Below are 16,871 nucleotides of genomic sequence, written 5' to 3'. Positions count from 1 at the left end.
CAGGCCCGTACCCGTGAAGCACTGGAGGCGGCTATCCAAACCGCGGTTGAGTGGATTTCCAGCAAGGATGCCAAAGCCTGGTTCAACCATTGTGGTTATCATGTACATCGTTCATGAATCCGCTATATGATAATAGCTGCCTTTCTAATGATGAAGTAGTTCGTAGGTTCCATCAAGCCCTTAGCAACATTTATAAAATTATTAACCGAAATAAAGAAGTAAAAAAACTGCCTGAATCAATACTATTTACCTTATAGCTCCACCCTAATGCAACGTTTCCAAGCTTTAGCTGATCAACTTCTTAAAGGCTTTAGCCATAATCTGCTTCTATGCATTTATCCTTCAAGCACCTCCCCTACTCCTTGGCTAGCTTTCTGCTCTTAGGCAGCGCGCTAGCTCTAAGCAGCTGCTGTGACTGTTTCGACGAAGGCCTGACCGGAATCAATTTCCAATTCAGCCCCGACAGCCTTAGCGGCAATGGCTTTTACCGTGCACAGGTGAAAGGTGCGTACCTGGTACGCTTCGCCGATAACGAGGCCACTCAGGTGCTGGATACGTTGCGGCAACGCCCCTTTAACTCCCCGTTGGGCCTGGAATCCTTTTACGTCAATTACTTTCCGGGCTCGTCCAACGACCTGACCTTCTCCCTCGACGGCCGCAGCACTACCCGTGCCGGCCAAACGGTGCGCAGCTTCGACGTGGTGGTGCCCAGCGCCCCGGCAGCCGTCTACCACATCACCGATCTGGATGTGACGACGGGCGTCTCCAAGAGCGTGACGGGCTGCAACTGCAGTTACCTCAAGAGCAAGAGCTTCGCGCTCAACGGCGCGGCCATAGATCAAAAGAAGAACTCAGGTCAAGCAGTATTGAGCCGTTAAAGACAGATAGCGCGCCTGTGGCCCTGATACCCAGTGCTGACCACTCTCCGCACTGCCTCCAAAGCGTAGCTTTTTTCTTCCCCTGTTTTTCTAAGGAAAAATTCCGGCGGACAAGAAGACAGGGCTTAGTGTTTCTTGCCTCGGCCTAGCCACAACAGCGCATCAAGGATAAACTGGCTTTGCGGCGGGCTGCCGAAGGTGGCCGAGAGCGTGCGGTTGGTGCCGCCTTCGTAATCCATGTCGTTGTGTCCCATGTTCAGGTACACCATGCGGTACTTTTTATTGGTCCAGGCCACGGGATAGTAGCCACCGCGCCAGATTTCGTGCGGCTTCGGGCCGGTGCCCAGCGGAAAGCTGCTGGAGTCAATGGCCAGTAGAATTTGGATATCAGGGTTGCGGCGCAGGTCGGCGGTCCACTTGTACCACTCATTAGGAGCCGATGTGAAGGTGGTAGACAGGTGCTGAGTAGCGGGGTGGCGTGGCGCTTCTACGCGCAGTATGGCCGCAGTGGGCTGCCAGGTATTGCCCGCGTACTCATCGGCGCCGAGGAACTGGCGGTGGTACCAGTCCCAGTTTTGCGCATAGGCCGAGGGCGTCAGAGCAAAAGCGGTGAAGTGAAAGCCCAGCCAGGCCCCACCGCGCTCCATATACTGCTGAAAAGCCGCCCGCTGGGCCGGCGTTTCGGGTCGGGTATCCAGAAACAGGACCACCTGGTAGCGGGCAAGAAAGGCGGCATTCAGGTTGTTCCAGTTGCTGGTGGTATCGTAGGCGAAGCGGTGCCGGGCGGCCATCTGCGGAAACCACTGATTGGCCTCGCGCACAAAGCTGATGTGGGCCAAATCGTTTTTGGCCGTGAAGAAGGCAATGACGCGAAACTGCGGCTTGGCTGCCTGCGCCCAGGCTGGCAGAGCAGATAGCAGCATCAGGCCGAGCAGCAGCCGAAGAGAGAATAGCATAGCCCCGGCAAGATAGAAGGCCTGCTAACAGCAGCGTGATTCAAGCTATTCTTTCCCGCTCCATGGGTTACCCCCACCCCCTACCCGGTATCAAACCCAGCTCTGATGCCGCAAGGGCTGCTTTCTTTACCTTACCCCCAACCAACACCATGAAAAAAGTACTGTTCCTCGCCCTGGCGGCCGCTTCATTCACCTTCGCTTCCTGCGGCGACAATAAAGGCGCCGAAAGCAACTCCGGCACCTCTACCACCACGACCGATTCGACGGCGGTTACGCCCGGCTCGTCGGCCAGCCCGGAGCAGGGCGGCGCCAGCACCACCGACGGCGCAGCTAGCATCGAAGGCACCGACCCGACCACGACCAACAACGGCTCGACGGCTCCCGGCGACGCAGCTTCGCGCAACACCACGCCCAGCACCTCGACCACCGCGGGCGGCGCTACCACCGCCGGCGGCACCGGCACCACGGGCGGCCTTACTACGGGCACTGGCAGCGGTACTACTACCGGCCAGTAAGCAGCCTGACAGCATCAGCCCCGAAGGGCTTAGCAGAAAAAAGGTAACAGGGCATCCGCAACGGATGCCCTGTTTTTGTTTGTGCTGAAAGCTTGTTCTGCCCTTCAGGGCCCTTATGCACCAGCCGACGGTCTTATAAACCTTATTGGTACGGGCGTGCAACCTGAAGCCCTTACTGCGTGATTGTTCCTTGCGGGCTGCCTCTGCCTGATTACCCGCGTTCCACCGGCTGCGGCGAACATCTTCCGCACGCTGCGGTTCACCTTCAGCCCCTAAGCTTCTCCCTACCATGCCCACAACCCTACGCCGCATCTTTCAGGTTATCGACGGCGCCAAAAAGCTCGTCGGCGACGGATTTGACGTGACCAGCCCCATGCCTGGGTCGCGCATCCGCCAACTTAGCCCCTTCCTGCTGCTCGACCACACCGGTCCCATGCGCGTGGAGCCCACGGATACCCCGCTCGGTGCCCACCCCCACCCGCACCGCGGCTTCGAAACCGTGACGGTGGTATACCAGGGCTACCTGGCCCACCGCGACACAGCTGGCCACAGCGGCTACTTGGGCCCCGGCGACGTGCAATGGATGACGGCCGGCGCGGGCCTGCTGCACGAGGAAATGCACGAGCGGGAATTCTCGCGCCGCGGCGGCACGCTGGAGCTGATTCAACTGTGGGTGAACGTGCCGGCCAAGGACAAAATGGCTCCGCCCAACTACCAGAACCTGACGGCCGAGGCTATTCCGAGCCTACCGGTGTCGGGTAGCGACGACGAAGGCCACATCCGCGTTATTGCCGGCACCTACGGCGGCATTACCGGCCCGGCGCACACCTTTTCCCCGCTCATCCTGCTGGATGCGCACCTGCCGGAAGGCAGCAGCACTACCCTGACGCTGCCCGCCGACTACAACGTGGGCCTGTACGTGGTGACGGGCGACGTACTGGTCAACGGTACCCGGCCGGCCCAGACCAAGCAGCTGGTAGTGCTCGGCTGGGACGCGCCGGATGTGCAGCTTACCTGCTCGCAGGACAGCATCGTGCTGGTCATGGCCGGGCAGCCCATCGTGGAGCCGCTGGCCACCTACGGCCCCTTCGTGATGAACACCAACGAGGAGCTGATGCAGGCCATTGCCGATTCCGAAAGCGGGCAGATGGGCCAGTTCAGCGACGAAGAGTAGGCGAAAGGCGCGAAAATTCAGGTTATTGCGGCCATCGTTTCACGTAAGCTTGTGTTGCTATGGCCGCCTCGCGTCCTTCTGCCAATCTCGTCTGGTTTGCCTTAGGCATTGTTTTCCTGAGCCTGGGCATTGCCAAGCGCCGCAGCCGGGCTTTTATCGGCACCGGCGTGGCCTTTATTGCCATCGGCATTATTCGTACCCGCAAGCAGGATCAGCCGCCCGTTACCTAGCCGCTTGCTGCAGTACCCGCGCCGTCACTAGCAGCTGACCCAGATGGCGCATGGTGTGCTCGGCCGCGTGCGTGAGCAGCCCGATAACGGTGGACGGAACCTGCGCCCGCCCTACCCCACGCACTTCGGTGAGGGTGGCCGGGTCGGTAGCGCGCAGTTGCTGGAGGCTTACTTCCACTTGACGCCCGAAAGCAGCCAGCAGTTCAGCGGTGGATACGGCGGTTGCCGGCTGCCCCTCTGCTGCCAGATATGCGAGCTGCACCTCACTCAAGGCTTCGCCGCGGGCGTAGGTGAGCAGGCGGCCCAGCACGCCGGTCAGGTGCTGCAAATGAAAACCCACGGAGGCCACGCCGGCAGGCCGCTCCCACAGCAGCTCAACGGGGAAATTATGCAGGGCTGCCGTTAGCTCTTCCTGCGCCTGTAGCAGGGCGTGGGCTACGGGCTGCATCAGGGCTGGCATATCGGGCAGCGGCCCACGTAGCCATACTTCACGGGTATCGAGAGTACTCATGCGTGCTCAACCACTCTAGAGCACGGTTGTTACGCGGCGCATGCTATTCCAGGCCTGGAACGTGGCTAAAACTAGCTCCCCTCCTCAGCTGGGGGTGGTTGAAAGGTTAGAGTTAAAGTTACTACCTAGCGTCAACACGCGAGATGTCTCAGCTGCGCTCGACAGGATGCTTGTTGCAGGACGTTCTAATCCAAAGTCAACCACCCCTAGCTCCTCCTCAGCTGAGGAGGGGAGCTAGTTTTAGCTGCTGAACAATCCTTGTCCTAACGACAACGCCCCACCGCATTCCTGGCCTTGCAGGATGCGGCGGGGCGTTTTGGCAGCTAGCCTAAGCAGCTGTTACGCGGTGGTGGCCGTCGTCGGCAGCACGGGCTCGTCGGCGCAGGCCTGGTAGGCGGTTACCATGGCCGGCGAGCCGATGAAGATGGGCGCGCGCTGGTGAAAGTCTGTAGGCACTACGTCGAGCACCGGGCCGCCGTCGGCCAGGGCCTTGCCTCCGGCCTGCTCGATCAGGAAGGCCAGCGGATAGCACTCGTAGAGCAGGCGCAGTTTGCCCTCGGGATTCTTGCCCGTAGGCGGGTACAGGTAGATGCCGCCGGTAAAGAGGTTGCGGTGGTAATCGGCCACCAACGAGCCCACGTAGCGGCCGGCGAAGCGCTGGCGCTTGCAGTCCATGAGGTAGGTGCGCACGCACTCGGGGTACTCAAACCAGTAGCCTTCGTTACAGGAGAAAGTGCTGCCGTCCTGCGGAATGGTGATGTCGGGGTGCGAGAGGAAAAATTCGCCCAACGACGGCTCGTAGGTGAAGCCTGCCACGCCGTGGCCGGTGGTGTACACCAGCATGGTGCTGGAGCCGTACAGGATATAGCCGGCGGCTACCTGCTGACGTCCGCCCTGCAGAAAATCCTCGCGCGTGGCCTTCGAGCCCACCGTCGTCACGCGACGGTAGATGCTGAAGATGGTGCCGATGGAGACGTTGACGTTGATGTTGGAAGAGCCGTCGAGCGGGTCGATGGCCACTACGTACTTGCCGTGATCGTTGCCGGTGTGGATGATGTCGTCCTCTTCCTCTGAGAGCACCGCGCAGGCCTGCCCACCGTTGCGCAGAGCCCGAATGAAGCGGATGTTGGCCACCACGTCGAGCTGCTGCTGGTCTTCGCCCTGCACGTTCTGCTGGCCGTAGGCGCCGGTGATGCCGGCCAGGCCCGCCCGGTTTACTTCGCGGTTGATGATTTTGCCGGCCAGGGCAATGTCGCGCAGCAGCTGCGACAGTTCCCCCGTAGCGTAGGGAAACTCGATCTGCTTCTGCATGATGTAGCGCTCCAGGGTGGTGCCCACGGGGCTGGCAATGGTGTGCTCGGGTAAGGGAGTAGGTGTACTGGGTGTATGCATAAGATGGGATTAGCAAAAAGAAGGCCCCGCCCCGGAAAGCAGCATGCTGAGCCCGTTGGACGGTCACTTGCCCGAAATCGTTGCCGATTTCCTGTTACAAGTTCTCCAACTAACTCAGCATGACTGTTCTGGACTCTACTGCCCCGAAGCGAGAGGTGGCTGCACCAGTAGCTTGCACGCCTACCGAGCGCTGATCAGGCCCCTGCACTCCGCGGGCAGCGGTCCGGTATCTACCGGCGTCGGCCTCGGGGGTTAGCTCTTGGCTTCGGGCTGCTTCTGCGACTGCCACAGCACTACCTGCCAGCCTTTCTTCGCGTCCTTGATCTGCACCACCACGTACTTGAGGTGGGCAATGTTGGGCGTGCCGTCGGGCTTGTTGGGCTGGTAAATGGTGATGGTGCCGTTCACCACGGCGGCTTTGCCGTCGTTGTAGGCGCGCACGTTCAGGGCTTCCACATCAATCTTGTCGTACACGCTCTTGCCGTCGCGAATCGATTGAATGTAGTCCGGCTTGCCGTTCTGCTTGCCGTTGGAGTGGGTGTACACCAGGTCGTCGGCAAAGACCTTTTCCAGAAAGGCATAGTCTTTCTTCACCTGCGCCTCGAAGCGCTGGCGTTCCAGGGCTTCTACTTCCTTGGCCGCCGCAGCGTCCTTGGCGTTGGGCTTGCCGTCTTTGCCCTGAATGGTGGTGAAGGCCGCCAGCCCCAGGATCAGCAGCGCGGCAAGCGGAAAGGAGAAGATTCGTTTCATGGGGTGATGATGACTAAAGGCCGATATATCGAGCGAAGTCGAGACATCTCGCGTGCTGATGGCCGAGACTAGTGTCGTGCTGAGCGAAGTCGAAGCATCTCTACTGCGTCAACTTCGCTCAACACGACGTTCTTTTATTCCTACGCCTGTCCGTCGAGGTTGATCGGCTTCATGCGCGGCACCAGGAAGTGCATGATCAGCCAGGCCAGCAGGTAAGCGCCACCGCAGATCAGGAACATGATGAAGTAGGCCGTTTCCTTCTCCCCGATGCTCTCGTAGTACACGAACATGCGCTTCTGCACCAGGGCCGAGAGCAAAATGCCGCCCAGGCCGCCGGCCATGCCACCGATACCCGTCACCGAGGCCACGGCCCGCTTGGGGAACATGTCCGACACGGTGGTGAAGATGTTGGCGCTCCAGGCCTGGTGAGCCGCCGCCGCAATGCCGATGACGAGTACGGCCAGCCACATGTTGATCTGCCCGAGGTATTGGGCAAACACGATGGGGAACACGCACAGGGCAATGAGCAGCATCGAGGTTTTGCGGGCCTTGAAGGGTGCCCAGCCGTTCTTGATGAAGTTCATCGGAATCCAGCCGCCGCCCACGCTGCCCACGCTGGACAGGATGTAGACCATAGCCACCGGAAAGGCAATGTCGGTGCCCTTCAGGCCGTACTGCTTGTTGAGGAAGTCGGGCAACCAGAACAGGTAGAACCACCAGATCGGGTCCGTCAGGAACTTGCCGAGCACGAAGGCCCAGGTCTGGCGGAAGGTCAGCAGCTTAAACCACGACACTTTCGGCTGCGTCTCAATGGAGGCTGCGGCCAGGTCGTCCACGTCGCTGTGGATGTACTCAAACTCCGCCTTGGTCAAGCGGGCGTGCTTGGCGGGCACCTCGTAGAGCATAAACCAGAGCACCATCCACACGAAGCCCAGGGCGCCGGTGATGATGAAAGCCCACTGCCAGCCGATGGTTTCGGCGATGAGCGGCACGGTGAGCGGCGCGATGATGGCGCCCACGTTCGAGCCGGAGTTGAAGATGCCCGTGGCCAGGGCCCGCTCCTTCTGCGGAAACCACTCGGCGGTGGTTTTGATGGCCGCCGGGAAGTTGCCGGCCTCCGTCACGCCCAGGAAGGCACGGGCTACGCTGAAGCCGAAGGTACTGCTCACGAAAGCGTGGCCGATGGCGGCCAGGCTCCACAGGAACGTCGACAGGGCATAGCCCAGCTTGGTGCCGAGCTTGTCGATGACGCGGCCCACACCGAGCATGCCCAGCGAGTAGGCAAACTTGAAGGCAATTTCAATGTTGGCGTAGTCGGCGTCGGTCCACTTAAACTCGGTTTCGAGGTAGGGCTTCAGCAGCGAAATCACCGCCCGGTCGAGGTAGTTGACCGTGGTGGCGAAAAACACCAGGGAGCAGATGGTCCAACGGTACTTACCGATGGGCCCGGCGTTCAGCGCCGCTCCGGCGGGCCGTTCTACCGAGGTGGGAGTGGTCGTTGGCATCGGCGCTTACTTTTTCAGGGTGTTCACGAAAGCCATCAGCTCGGCAATGCGGGCCGACAGGGCGTCGAGGTCGTCGGAGTTCTTGAAGAGCTGCGAGCCCATGCCCACGGCGCTTACGCCGGCACCAAACCAGGCGCCCAGGCTTTCGGTGGTGGGCTCCACCCCACCCGTCACCATGATTTTCACCTTGGGCATGGGGCCGTGCACGGCCTTCACGTAGTCGGGGCCGACCACGTTGCCGGGGAAGATTTTCACGATAGCCGCGCCGAGGCGGGTGGCGTGGAAGATTTCGTTCAGCGTCATCACGCCGGGCACCCACGCAATGTCGTAGTGGCGGCAGATGGCGGCCACGTCGGCGGTGGTGATGGGCTGCACCACGAAGTCGGCGCCGGCCAGGATGAAGGCCTCCGCGTCCTTGGCGTTGTAGATGGTGCCGATGCCCAGCAGCATGTCGGGGTACGTCTCGCGCACGAATTCGCGCAGCTTGGTGAACACCTCGAAGGCGTTGTCGCCGCGGTTGGTGAATTCGAACACGCGGATGCCGCCGGCGTAGCTGGCCCCGATGATGCGCTTAGCGTGCTCCACGTCGGCGTGGTAGAACACCGGAATGACCGGTGCGTCGAGCACGCGGCTCAGCACCTCTTTCGAGGCCATTTTCGGAGCGTTATCAGTAGCGAAGGACATACGGATGGGTGGGGTTAGGGTGGGTTATCGGAGCAGGCGGCCGGTGGTGTTGCCGGCCATAATGTGCTCCACTTCGGCCACGGTGGCCAGGTTCACGTCGCCGTGAATGGTGTGCTTCAGCGCCGAGGCCGCCGTGGCAAAGCTCAGCGCCTGCTCGGCCGAGGCGAGTTTGAGCTTGCCGTAGATGAAGCCGGCAATGAAGGCGTCGCCGCCGCCGATGCGGTCCACCACGGGGGCGATGTCGTAGAACTGCGTTTCGAGGTAGCCCTGCTCGGCATCGACCAGCATGCCCTGAATCCGCTCGTGCGAGGCGCTTTGCGTCTGGCGGCGCGTGGCCATTACCTGCTTGATTTGGGGGAAGCGCTGCATGAGCTTCTGCGCCATGCACTCGAAGCTGTTTTCGCACTCCGCATCGGCCTGAATGCCGAACAAATCCTCCGCGTCGCCCTCCGAGCACACGGCCACGTCGCAGCCTTCCACCAGCTCCGGCATCACGTCCTGGGCGCGCTGCCCGTACTGCCACAGGTTGCGGCGGTAGTTCACGTCGGCCGACACGGTGATGCCAAGGCGGCGGGCCACCTTGATGGCGTCGCGGCAGGCCTGGGCCGCCGAGGCGGAAATGGCGGCGGTAATGCCCGTCCAGTGAAACCACTGGGCGTCCTTCAGGATTTCTTCCCAGTCGAAAGCAGCCGGGTCGAGCTTGGCGAAGGCCGAGTCGAATCGGTCGTAGACAATGGTGCTGGCGCGTAGGGCCGAGCCCACTTCCAGGAAGTACAGGCCCAGACGGGTGTTCGGCGTGTACACCACGCGGCTCATGTCCACACCCAGGCGGCGGAACTGTTGGGTGGCGGCGCGGCCCAGTTGGTGGTCGGGGAAACAGGTGACGTGGGCGGCGGGCAGGCCCAGGCAGGCCAGGGAAGCGGCCACGTTAGCGTCGCCGCCGCCGTAGGTTACTTCCAGCTCATTTGCCTGCTCCAAACGGTAGTTCAACGGCGGCGAGAGCCGCATCATGATTTCGCCGAACGTAACGATTTGCTTCATTTCAGGGTGAAGAGAGTGGCGCGGAGTACTACTCCGCGGGCAGCCTTACGCCGCCATTGGGGACTGCACCACCTAGCTTAGCAGCGCGAGTGGTCATTGGCGCCTGCGTGGCCACGCGGAATAGCACTCCGCGCCACGGGCGGCACCGTCGTTTAGACAAGGTCGGCAGGAACCGGGGCGGAACAATCGTTTGCGCCCCATAAAAACACCGGCAACGTTGCCGTAAACGTTGCCGGTGTCTGGAAGTCCTAAGCTTCGGCAGCTACCGAGGCGGCCGCGGCCACCGGCTGGAAGCCGAAGTACTCGTTGGCGTTGCCGTAGCAGATGTTCTGCACCATGGTGCCGAGCAGCGCCATATCGGCCGGCAGCTCGCCGTTCTCCACGTCGTTGCCAAGCATGTTGCAGAGGATGCGGCGGAAGTACTCGTGGCGCGGGTACGAGAGGAAGCTACGCGAGTCGGTGAGCATGCCCACGAAGCGGCTCAGCAGGCCCATGTTCGACAAGGCGTTGATCTGCCGCTCCATGCCGTCCTTTTGGTCGAGGAACCACCAGCCCGAGCCGAACTGCATCTTGCCGGCCACCGAACCGTCCTGGAAGTTGCCGATCATGGTGGCAAACAGCTCGTTGTCGGAGGGATTCAGGTTGTAGAGAATCGTCTTGGCCAGCTTGTCCTGGGTGTCGAGGCGGTCGAGGAACTTCGCGAGGGCCGGGGCCTGCTGGAAGTCGCCGATGGAGTCCCAGCCGGTGTCGGGGCCGAGCTGGCGCAGCATGCGGGCGTTGTTGTTGCGCAGGGCGCCGAGGTGAAACTGCTGGGTCCAGCCTTTCTCCCAGTCCAGCTCCGCGAGGAACACCAGCATGGCCGACTTGAACTGCAGCACTTCCGCGCGCTCCAGCGTCTCGCCGCCGCGCACTTTAGCGAAGATGCGGCTGATGTCGGCGTCGGTGTAATCAGCGGCGTAGATCTGCTCCAGGCCGTGGTCCGACAGGCGGCAGCCCAGGGCGGCGAAGTAGTCGTGGCGCACGCGCAGGGCCGTTTGCAGGTCCTGGTAGTTCAGGATGTCCACGGCGGCCGAGGTGCCCAGCTTATCCAGGTAGGCATTGTAGGCGGCGGCATCTTCCGGCGACATGGCTTTGTCGGGGCGGAAGGTGGGCAGCACCTGCACGCCGAAGGGGTCGGCGGCAATGGCGCGGTGGTGCTCCAGCGAATCCGAAGGGTCGTCGGTGGTGCAGAGCGTGGCTACGTTCATCTTCTTCAGCAGGCCGCGCACCGAGTACTCAGGCGTGCGCAACAGGGCCGAGCAGTGGTCGTAGATGCGGCGGGCCGACTCCTTGTTGAGCAGCTCCGTCACGCCGAAGTAGCGCTGCAGCTCCAGGTGCGTCCAGTGGTAGAGCGGGTTGCGCAGGGTCTGCGGTACCGTCTCGGCCCACTTCTCAAACTTCTCCCAGTCCGACGCGTCGCCCGTGATGTAGCGCTCATCGATGCCGTTGGTGCGCATGGCGCGCCACTTGTAATGGTCGCCGTAGAGCCAGATCTGCGTCAGGTTGTCGAACTGCTTGTCTTCGGCAATCTGGTCGGGCAGCAGGTGGTTGTGGTAGTCGATGATGGGCATCTGTCGGGCATACTCGTGGTAGAGCGTGCGCGCCGTGGCGGTTTGCAGCAGAAAATCGTCGTTCAGGAAAGCTTTCATAGGGTATTCAGAGCAAAGCCGCGGGCTCCGGGAAGCACCGGCTCGGTGGGTCGATAAATGTATTTAACCCGGGTAAGCATTGGGTGAAGCGGGCCGCTTCGCCACCGCATTTATTCACGCAAACGGTTACGAAGCGGCCAGTTCACTACAGCGAAACGCCACGTTTCCAGGGAATGAAATCGGTCTGGCCGTGGCGCACGGCGGCTACTTCCTCGCCGCTGGCTACCCGAATGACGTAGTCCAGAATCCGCTCCCCGGCCTGCTCGATGGTTTCCTCGCCGTCGATGACGGTGCCGGTGTTGATGTCGATGATGTCGGGCATCCGCTTGGCCAGCGGGGTGTTGGTGGCAATCTTCACCACGGGGGCAATGGGGTTGCCGGTGGGCGTGCCCAGGCCGGTGGTAAAGAGCACCACGTTGGCGCCCGAGCCCACTTCGGCCGTGGTCGATTCCACGTCGTTGCCGGGGGTACAGAGCAGGTTCAGGCCGGGCTTGGTCACCGGCTCGGGGTAGTCGAGCACGGCTACCACAGGCGAAGAACCGCCCTTGCGCGCGGCGCCGGCCGATTTCATGGCGTCGGTCAGCAGACCGTCGCGGATGTTGCCGGGCGAGGGGTTCATGTCGAAGCCCGAGCCGACGGCCACGGCGGAGTCGCTGTAGGCCTTCATCAGCGAGCTGAACCGCTCGGCGGTTTCTTTGTCGACCGAGCGGTCCACCAGTTCCTGCTCCACGCCGTTCAGCTCCGGGAATTCGGCCAGAATAACCGAGCCGCCCAGGGCTACCAGCATGTCGGACACGTGGCCCACGGCGGGGTTGGCCGAGATACCCGAGAAGCCGTCCGAGCCGCCGCACTCCAGGCCGATGCACAGCTTGCTCAGCGGCGCCGGCTGGCGCTGCTGCGCGTTGGCCAGCATCAGCCCGGCGAAGGTCTGGCGCAGCGCGGTGCTCACCAGATTTTCCTCGGTGCCGATTTTCTGCTGCTCCAGGATGTAGAGCGGCTTGTCGAAGTTGGCGTCGCGCTTGCGGATTTCGTCCTGCAGCATCGACACCTGCGCGTTCTGGCAACCCAGGCTGAGCACGGTGGCGCCAGCCACGTTCGGGTGGGTGATGTAGCCCGCGAGCAAGCCGCAGAGCGTTTGGGCATCCTGCCGGATGCCGCCGCAGCCGCCTTCGTGGGTCAGAAAGCGCACGCCGTCCACGTTCGGGAACAGCTTGGGCTTCTGGTGGGCCTCCAGGGCGGTTTGCAGGTCGGCCTGCAGGATTTCCTCGACCGACTTGCCGGCCTGCATCAGCTGAATCAGCTCTTGCGTTTGCGGCTGGTAGCTTTTCTTGCGGGCGTAGCCGAGGTCATTCACCAGGGCTTCTTCCAGCACCTGGATGTTGCGGTTTTCGCAGAACACCAGCGGAATCACCAGCCAGTAGTTGGCCGTGCCCACCTGCCCGTTGGAGCGGTGAAAGCCCATGAAGGTGCGGTCCTGCCACTGCTCCACGTTCGGCACCGGCCACGAAGCCCGCTGGGCACCTTGCTCGTCGTAGGAGTTGGTGGCGTGCTTGATGTTCGAGGTGGTGAGCAGGCCGCCCTGCGGAATGGCCTCGCGGATTTTGCCCACGAGCACGCCGTACATGGTCACGGAGTCGCCGACCTGAAAGTCCTGCATGGCCAGCTTGTGCTTGGCCGGAATGGCGGCGACGGTCTTGATGGCGCTATCTCCCCACGGAATGGTGGTGCCAGCCGGCAGGTCCTGCAGGGCGACGAGTACGTTGTCGTGGGGGTGGATTCGGGCTACTAGGTGTTTCATATTGGTTTCTCCAGAACGTCATTCCGAGCGAAGTCGAGGAATCTCGCGTGCTGACGTCGGATACTGTTTTCTGTTCAACGAGGAAGTCACTATCGAGCGAGATGTCTCGGCTTCGCTCGACATGACGGGCTACATTTGAGGGTCTTTCTCCTTACAACAAACTAGGCCGTCACTTCGCTCCGCAGGTGCTTGGCGACGGTGGCGTACACGCCATCCTCCAGCATCTGCTGCAGGTAGCCGGTCACGGCGCTGCTGAAGCCCGGCAGGGCGGTCAGGTCGTGGTTCCACAGGGCCTGGTTATGCAGCACGGTGCTTACCAGCTCAGCCGGTGCGAGGCGCTGCCAGAGGTCGGCGAAGTAGCCCGCTTTTTCGTCCTGAATGGGGTAGGTTTCGCCGCTCAGCTCGCCGTACCACGTATGGTCCTGCTGGTGGGTGGCGCGCATGAAGAGCAGGTAGGCCGCGAAGCCCAGGGCAGCGCACTGCGGCACCTGCTTATGCAGCTCGAAGTACTTCACCAGCGTGGCCACGTTGCGCATCTGCATCTTGGCCGTGTAGTTCAGCGTGATGGCCAGCCAGCGGTGCTCGATGAAGGGGTTGCGGAAACGGTCGAGCACCTGACGGGCGAAGTCGCGGGCCACGGTTTCGTCGATTTTGTACGGGATGCCGGGGCGCAGGTCGTCCACCATCAGGCGGCTGATAAACTGGCCCATCACGTCGTCTTCCATGGCGCCGCGCACCGTCTCGAAGCCGCTCAGGAAAGCCAGGCCGCAGCTCAAGGTGTGCGTGCCGTTGAGCATGCGCAGCTTCAGCTCGCGGAACTGGTTGATGTCGGGCTGAATAATGATGCCTTTGTCGGCTTGCCCGAAGGACAGCACCTGGCGCACCTTCTCGTCGCCTTCGATGGCCCAGAGGCGGTAGCACTCCGACATGGTCAGCAAGTCGTCGTCGTAGCCCAGTTCCTCGGTCAGGGCGTTGTAGGCGCCCACGTCGGGGCGGCCCGGCACGATGCGGTCCACCAGCGAGTTGCAGCAGGTGTTGGCCGTCTCCAGCCAGTCGATGAAGTCGGCTTCCAGCTCGTTGCGGTGCGCCAGCTCCAGCAGAATGGCTTCGAGCTTGCTGCCGTTGTCGGGCACCAGCTCGGTGGGCACGATAACCAAACCCTTCGATTTGTCGCCCTTAAAGGCTTTCCAGCGCACGTAGAGCACGGCCAGCAGCTTGCCGGGGAAGCTCACCGGCGGCGACTGACGCACGTCGTCGGCTACCAGCTGAATACCCACTTCCGTGGTGTTGCTGATGACCACCTGCAGGTCGGGCGTCTGGGCGAAGCGCAGCACCTCGGCCCACTGGCTCTTGGCCGACAGCACCCGGCTGATGGCCGAGCTGACCACGTTTTCCTCCACCAGCTGACCGTCTTCCACCCCGCGGATGCAGAGCGTGTACAGCCCGTCCTGGCGGGTGAAGGCGTTGATGTCGCCGCCGTCGGTGGACTTCACCACCACCACGCGGCCGTTGAAGATGCACTGGCGGTTGGCTTTATCGATGAGGTAGTCGGGCAGGCCGCGCAGCAGCACGCCGGTACCGAATTGCAAAACCTTCTCGGGCAGGGCCAGCAGGGCCGCCTCCGGCAATGAAACGGCCGGGCTGGCCTCGGCCAGTGCGATGTTGCGAGACAAGTAGCTCATGGGTGGTATTCTCTTATAATCCGCTCTTTCCGTTCGCGCCCTGGTGTTGCCACTTGGGGTATTCTTTGGTCAGCAGCTTAGCTGGCCAGGTGCCGTTGTAGGCGTAGCCCACGCGGCGTTCGTGTTCGATGTCGGCCAGCGAGGCGTGTTTCACCCCGTCGCGGCCGACGTAAATGGGTTTGTTGGTTTCCAGGTCGTAGAAGCGTGCCCACAAAGTAGAACCCGCCTCCTGCACCACTCTCCTGTCCTTACCTGTAGGCTGCGCGGGGTCGTCCACGTCCTTCACGGCGTAGCCTTCCATTTTGACCTCGTTCAGCCACGCCACCGCCGCCTCAATGGCTTGCTTGATTTCCGGCGTGGGGTTGGGCTGGGCCATCAGAAACTCCACGATGCCCACCGTTTCCATGCCGCTGAGCGAGGCCAGCTCGAAGGCGCGGGCCTTGCAGGGCAGCAGGGTGCGGCGGTCGTGCTGGGCGCACCAGGCGGTGAGCTTGCCGTTCTGCACGTACTGCGTCTTGAGCATGCACTGCACGCCGCGTTGCACGGCCTGTTCGGCGGCCGGCACCAAGTTGAAGTCGACCAGGGCGTAGTCGCCCTGCTTGTCGGCCACGCCCTTCAGCACCCACAGCACGCGCACCATGGCGTTGTCGTTGTAGGTAATCTGGGCGCGGTAGGAGCTGCTGTCGGGGTAGAACTGCGGGAAGCCGCCGTTCTTGTGCTGCATGGTGAGCAGGTAGCGAATGCCGCGCTCGGCCGCCTGGCGGTAGACGAGGTTGTTGGTGCGCTTGTAGGCGCCCAGCAGGTAGGTGATTTCGCGCGTGGTAGCGTTATTGTCGATGGTCGCGTCCTTGCGGTTGGCATCCTTCATCGTGGCGGCTTTTTCGGCGGCCGTCAGCGCGTGCTGGTAGTCCACCTTCTTCTCCCCCACCGCCTTGGGCCAGCCGCCGATAGCGCGCTGGTACACCAGCATGCGCTCGGCCACGGAATCCTTAGCGGCCGTAGCAGCGGCGGCACCACCGGGCAGCGCGCCCACCTTGCCCGTCACCGGGTCCCAGGCGCCACCGAAGGTCCAGGCGGCGTTGATCTGCTTGGCCGTGGGCGCACCGGCGGCGGTGCTCAGGTTGTCCTTGTGCCAGGCGAAGTCGCCGCCCTGGCGGTGGCAGTTGCTGTAGTACACGCGGCGGCCCCACAGCGGGGTGCCGGGACCCGAGGTAGCATGGTAGATATCCGCGTCGGCCATGTTCGGGGCGAACTTGCAGTCGACGAGGTAAAACTGCGACTCGCGGTGGTAGCGGCCCAGCTTAAAGCCCGGGTCGCCTTCGAAGGTGCAGTTCTTGAGTACGGTCTTGGATTCGCGGTTGCCGGTGCCGTCGTGCCAGATGGCGGCCGAGTTGCTGTGGCAGATGAAGCGGCAGTTTTCGGCGTAGGCCCAGCCGCGTGGGCAGTAGAAGTCGACGCCGCCTTCCAGGGTGCAGTCCTTGAAGTAGAACTGGCCCGCTTCGGTGTCCCAGGGGCTGACGGTGTCGCCGCCGTAGGCGCGGAAGGTGCAGTGCACAAACTTCATCCGGGGCGAGCCGGCGAAGGTGCGCAAGGCCATCTGGTGGGTCGAGCCGCTGATTTTCTTCTGGCCGGCCGGGTCCGTGGGGCAGGGAATCACCGTTTCGCCGGGCGAGTCGAGGCCGTAGCTGTTCACCACGGTCAGCTCCTCAAAGCTCAGGTCCGGTGCGTTGCGCACGTTGATGGTGGCCACGCCCCAGTCGTCGGTTTTGCCGGCGCAGCGGGCAGCCTCGCGGGCCAGAGACACCGTGATGATGGTGTTCTTTTCGCCCTGTCCGCGCAGGGTCAGGTGGTCCTTGCCGTCGATGTACAGCTGCTCGCGGTAGGTGCCTTTCTTCAGGTAGATGACGCGCTGCTTGTCGGCGTGCGCGGGCAGGCTGTTGATGGCCTCCTGCACCGTCTTGAACTGGCCCGAGCCGTCCGGGGCCACAGTGATTTGCTGAGCCGTAGCCGGGCAAGTCACTATGGTCATTCCGGCCGCTGCGGCCAGCAAAGTCAACCAACGTTTCA

15 protein-coding genes are annotated in these 16,871 nt (G+C 62.4%); 4 read left to right on the top strand and 11 right to left on the bottom strand.

Features of this window, described 5'->3' with window-relative positions:
* Window positions 1-497 precede the first annotated feature (497 nt).
* Entirely contained in the window at window positions 498-878 is a 381-nt protein-coding gene (locus B0919_RS07880) for a hypothetical protein (protein ID WP_139361975.1), read from the top strand.
* Window positions 879-1,003: 125 nt separating this feature from the next.
* Here the strand turns inward: B0919_RS07880 and B0919_RS07875 are convergent, their stop codons facing one another.
* A complete protein-coding gene (locus B0919_RS07875) occupies window positions 1,004-1,834 on the bottom strand; it encodes a ThuA domain-containing protein (protein WP_078011685.1) in 831 nt (276 codons plus the stop codon).
* Window positions 1,835-1,983: 149 nt separating this feature from the next.
* Here B0919_RS07875 and B0919_RS07870 point away from each other — a divergent pair, with 149 nt between their 5' ends.
* The 3 genes from B0919_RS07870 (at window position 1,984) to B0919_RS25180 (ending at window position 3,753) form a co-directional block, all read left to right on the top strand.
* Window positions 1,984-2,349 carry a hypothetical protein gene (locus B0919_RS07870; RefSeq protein WP_078011684.1) on the top strand — a complete coding sequence of 122 codons (366 nt, stop codon included), beginning with the start codon at window positions 1,984-1,986 and terminating at the stop codon, window positions 2,347-2,349.
* A 289-nt stretch (window positions 2,350-2,638) separates the two neighbouring features.
* The gene (locus tag B0919_RS07865; protein ID WP_078011683.1) at window positions 2,639-3,523 is read left to right on the top strand and encodes a pirin family protein; all 885 of its coding nucleotides are present in this window, start codon (window positions 2,639-2,641) and stop codon (window positions 3,521-3,523) included.
* Window positions 3,524-3,582: 59 nt separating this feature from the next.
* The gene (locus B0919_RS25180) at window positions 3,583-3,753 is read left to right on the top strand and encodes a hypothetical protein (protein ID WP_176132920.1); all 171 of its coding nucleotides are present in this window, start codon (window positions 3,583-3,585) and stop codon (window positions 3,751-3,753) included.
* On the opposite strand, the gene B0919_RS07860 is transcribed toward B0919_RS25180, so the two are convergent.
* The 10 genes from B0919_RS07860 to pelA form a co-directional block, all read right to left on the bottom strand.
* Window positions 3,746-4,264 (bottom strand): DinB family protein, encoded by a 519-nt coding sequence (locus tag B0919_RS07860; protein WP_078011682.1) that lies wholly within the window; start codon window positions 4,262-4,264, stop codon window positions 3,746-3,748. The genes B0919_RS25180 and B0919_RS07860 overlap by 8 nt on opposite strands.
* 339 nt (window positions 4,265-4,603) lie before the next feature.
* The gene (gene fbp / locus B0919_RS07855) at window positions 4,604-5,656 is read right to left on the bottom strand and encodes a class 1 fructose-bisphosphatase (RefSeq protein WP_078011681.1); all 1,053 of its coding nucleotides are present in this window, start codon (window positions 5,654-5,656) and stop codon (window positions 4,604-4,606) included.
* A 252-nt stretch (window positions 5,657-5,908) separates the two neighbouring features.
* Entirely contained in the window at window positions 5,909-6,406 is a 498-nt protein-coding gene (locus B0919_RS07850; protein WP_078011680.1) for a nuclear transport factor 2 family protein, read from the bottom strand.
* A 140-nt stretch (window positions 6,407-6,546) separates the two neighbouring features.
* Window positions 6,547-7,911 carry an MFS transporter gene (locus tag B0919_RS07845; RefSeq protein WP_078011679.1) on the bottom strand — a complete coding sequence of 455 codons (1,365 nt, stop codon included), beginning with the start codon at window positions 7,909-7,911 and terminating at the stop codon, window positions 6,547-6,549.
* A gap of 6 nt (window positions 7,912-7,917) precedes the next feature.
* Window positions 7,918-8,595: a bifunctional 4-hydroxy-2-oxoglutarate aldolase/2-dehydro-3-deoxy-phosphogluconate aldolase gene (locus tag B0919_RS07840; RefSeq protein ID WP_254846511.1), complete on the bottom strand. Its 678-nt coding sequence runs from the start codon at window positions 8,593-8,595 to the stop codon at window positions 7,918-7,920.
* A gap of 24 nt (window positions 8,596-8,619) precedes the next feature.
* The gene (locus tag B0919_RS07835; RefSeq protein ID WP_078011677.1) at window positions 8,620-9,636 is read right to left on the bottom strand and encodes a sugar kinase; all 1,017 of its coding nucleotides are present in this window, start codon (window positions 9,634-9,636) and stop codon (window positions 8,620-8,622) included.
* A gap of 248 nt (window positions 9,637-9,884) precedes the next feature.
* Complete coding sequence (gene uxaC, locus B0919_RS07830) at window positions 9,885-11,324, bottom strand: glucuronate isomerase (RefSeq protein ID WP_078011676.1); 1,440 nt, start codon at window positions 11,322-11,324, stop codon at window positions 9,885-9,887.
* 145 nt (window positions 11,325-11,469) lie between these two features.
* On the bottom strand, window positions 11,470-13,122 hold the full coding sequence (locus B0919_RS07825) for a UxaA family hydrolase (protein WP_078011675.1): 1,653 nt from the start codon (window positions 13,120-13,122) through the stop codon (window positions 11,470-11,472).
* Window positions 13,123-13,283: 161 nt separating this feature from the next.
* Complete coding sequence (locus B0919_RS07820) at window positions 13,284-14,804, bottom strand: tagaturonate reductase (RefSeq protein ID WP_078011674.1); 1,521 nt, start codon at window positions 14,802-14,804, stop codon at window positions 13,284-13,286.
* Window positions 14,805-14,817: 13 nt separating this feature from the next.
* Window positions 14,818-16,833 (bottom strand): pectate lyase, encoded by a 2,016-nt coding sequence (pelA, locus tag B0919_RS25645; RefSeq protein WP_254846510.1) that lies wholly within the window; start codon window positions 16,831-16,833, stop codon window positions 14,818-14,820.
* Window positions 16,834-16,871 lie beyond the last annotated feature (38 nt).

Origin of the sequence: Hymenobacter sp. CRA2 (assembly GCF_002007105.1) — a bacterium.
Classification (GTDB): Bacteria; Bacteroidota; Bacteroidia; order Cytophagales; family Hymenobacteraceae; genus Solirubrum.
This window is presented reverse-complemented; position numbering and strand designations above follow the sequence as displayed.

Coding starts and splice junctions, on each gene's coding strand:
- B0919_RS07875 (WP_078011685.1), bottom strand. CDS start 1,834: ATGCTATTCTCTCTTCGGCTGCTGCTCGGCCTGATGCTGCTATCTGCT.
- B0919_RS07870 (WP_078011684.1), top strand. CDS start 1,984: ATGAAAAAAGTACTGTTCCTCGCCCTGGCGGCCGCTTCATTCACCTTC.
- B0919_RS07865 (WP_078011683.1), top strand. CDS start 2,639: ATGCCCACAACCCTACGCCGCATCTTTCAGGTTATCGACGGCGCCAAA.
- B0919_RS25180 (WP_176132920.1), top strand. CDS start 3,583: ATGGCCGCCTCGCGTCCTTCTGCCAATCTCGTCTGGTTTGCCTTAGGC.
- B0919_RS07860 (WP_078011682.1), bottom strand. CDS start 4,264: ATGAGTACTCTCGATACCCGTGAAGTATGGCTACGTGGGCCGCTGCCC.
- fbp (WP_078011681.1), bottom strand. CDS start 5,656: ATGCATACACCCAGTACACCTACTCCCTTACCCGAGCACACCATTGCC.
- B0919_RS07850 (WP_078011680.1), bottom strand. CDS start 6,406: ATGAAACGAATCTTCTCCTTTCCGCTTGCCGCGCTGCTGATCCTGGGG.
- B0919_RS07845 (WP_078011679.1), bottom strand. CDS start 7,911: ATGCCAACGACCACTCCCACCTCGGTAGAACGGCCCGCCGGAGCGGCG.
- B0919_RS07840 (WP_254846511.1), bottom strand. CDS start 8,595: ATGTCCTTCGCTACTGATAACGCTCCGAAAATGGCCTCGAAAGAGGTG.
- B0919_RS07835 (WP_078011677.1), bottom strand. CDS start 9,636: ATGAAGCAAATCGTTACGTTCGGCGAAATCATGATGCGGCTCTCGCCG.
- uxaC (WP_078011676.1), bottom strand. CDS start 11,324: ATGAAAGCTTTCCTGAACGACGATTTTCTGCTGCAAACCGCCACGGCG.
- B0919_RS07825 (WP_078011675.1), bottom strand. CDS start 13,122: ATGAAACACCTAGTAGCCCGAATCCACCCCCACGACAACGTACTCGTC.
- B0919_RS07820 (WP_078011674.1), bottom strand. CDS start 14,804: ATGAGCTACTTGTCTCGCAACATCGCACTGGCCGAGGCCAGCCCGGCC.
- pelA (WP_254846510.1), bottom strand. CDS start 16,833: ATGACCATAGTGACTTGCCCGGCTACGGCTCAGCAAATCACTGTGGCC.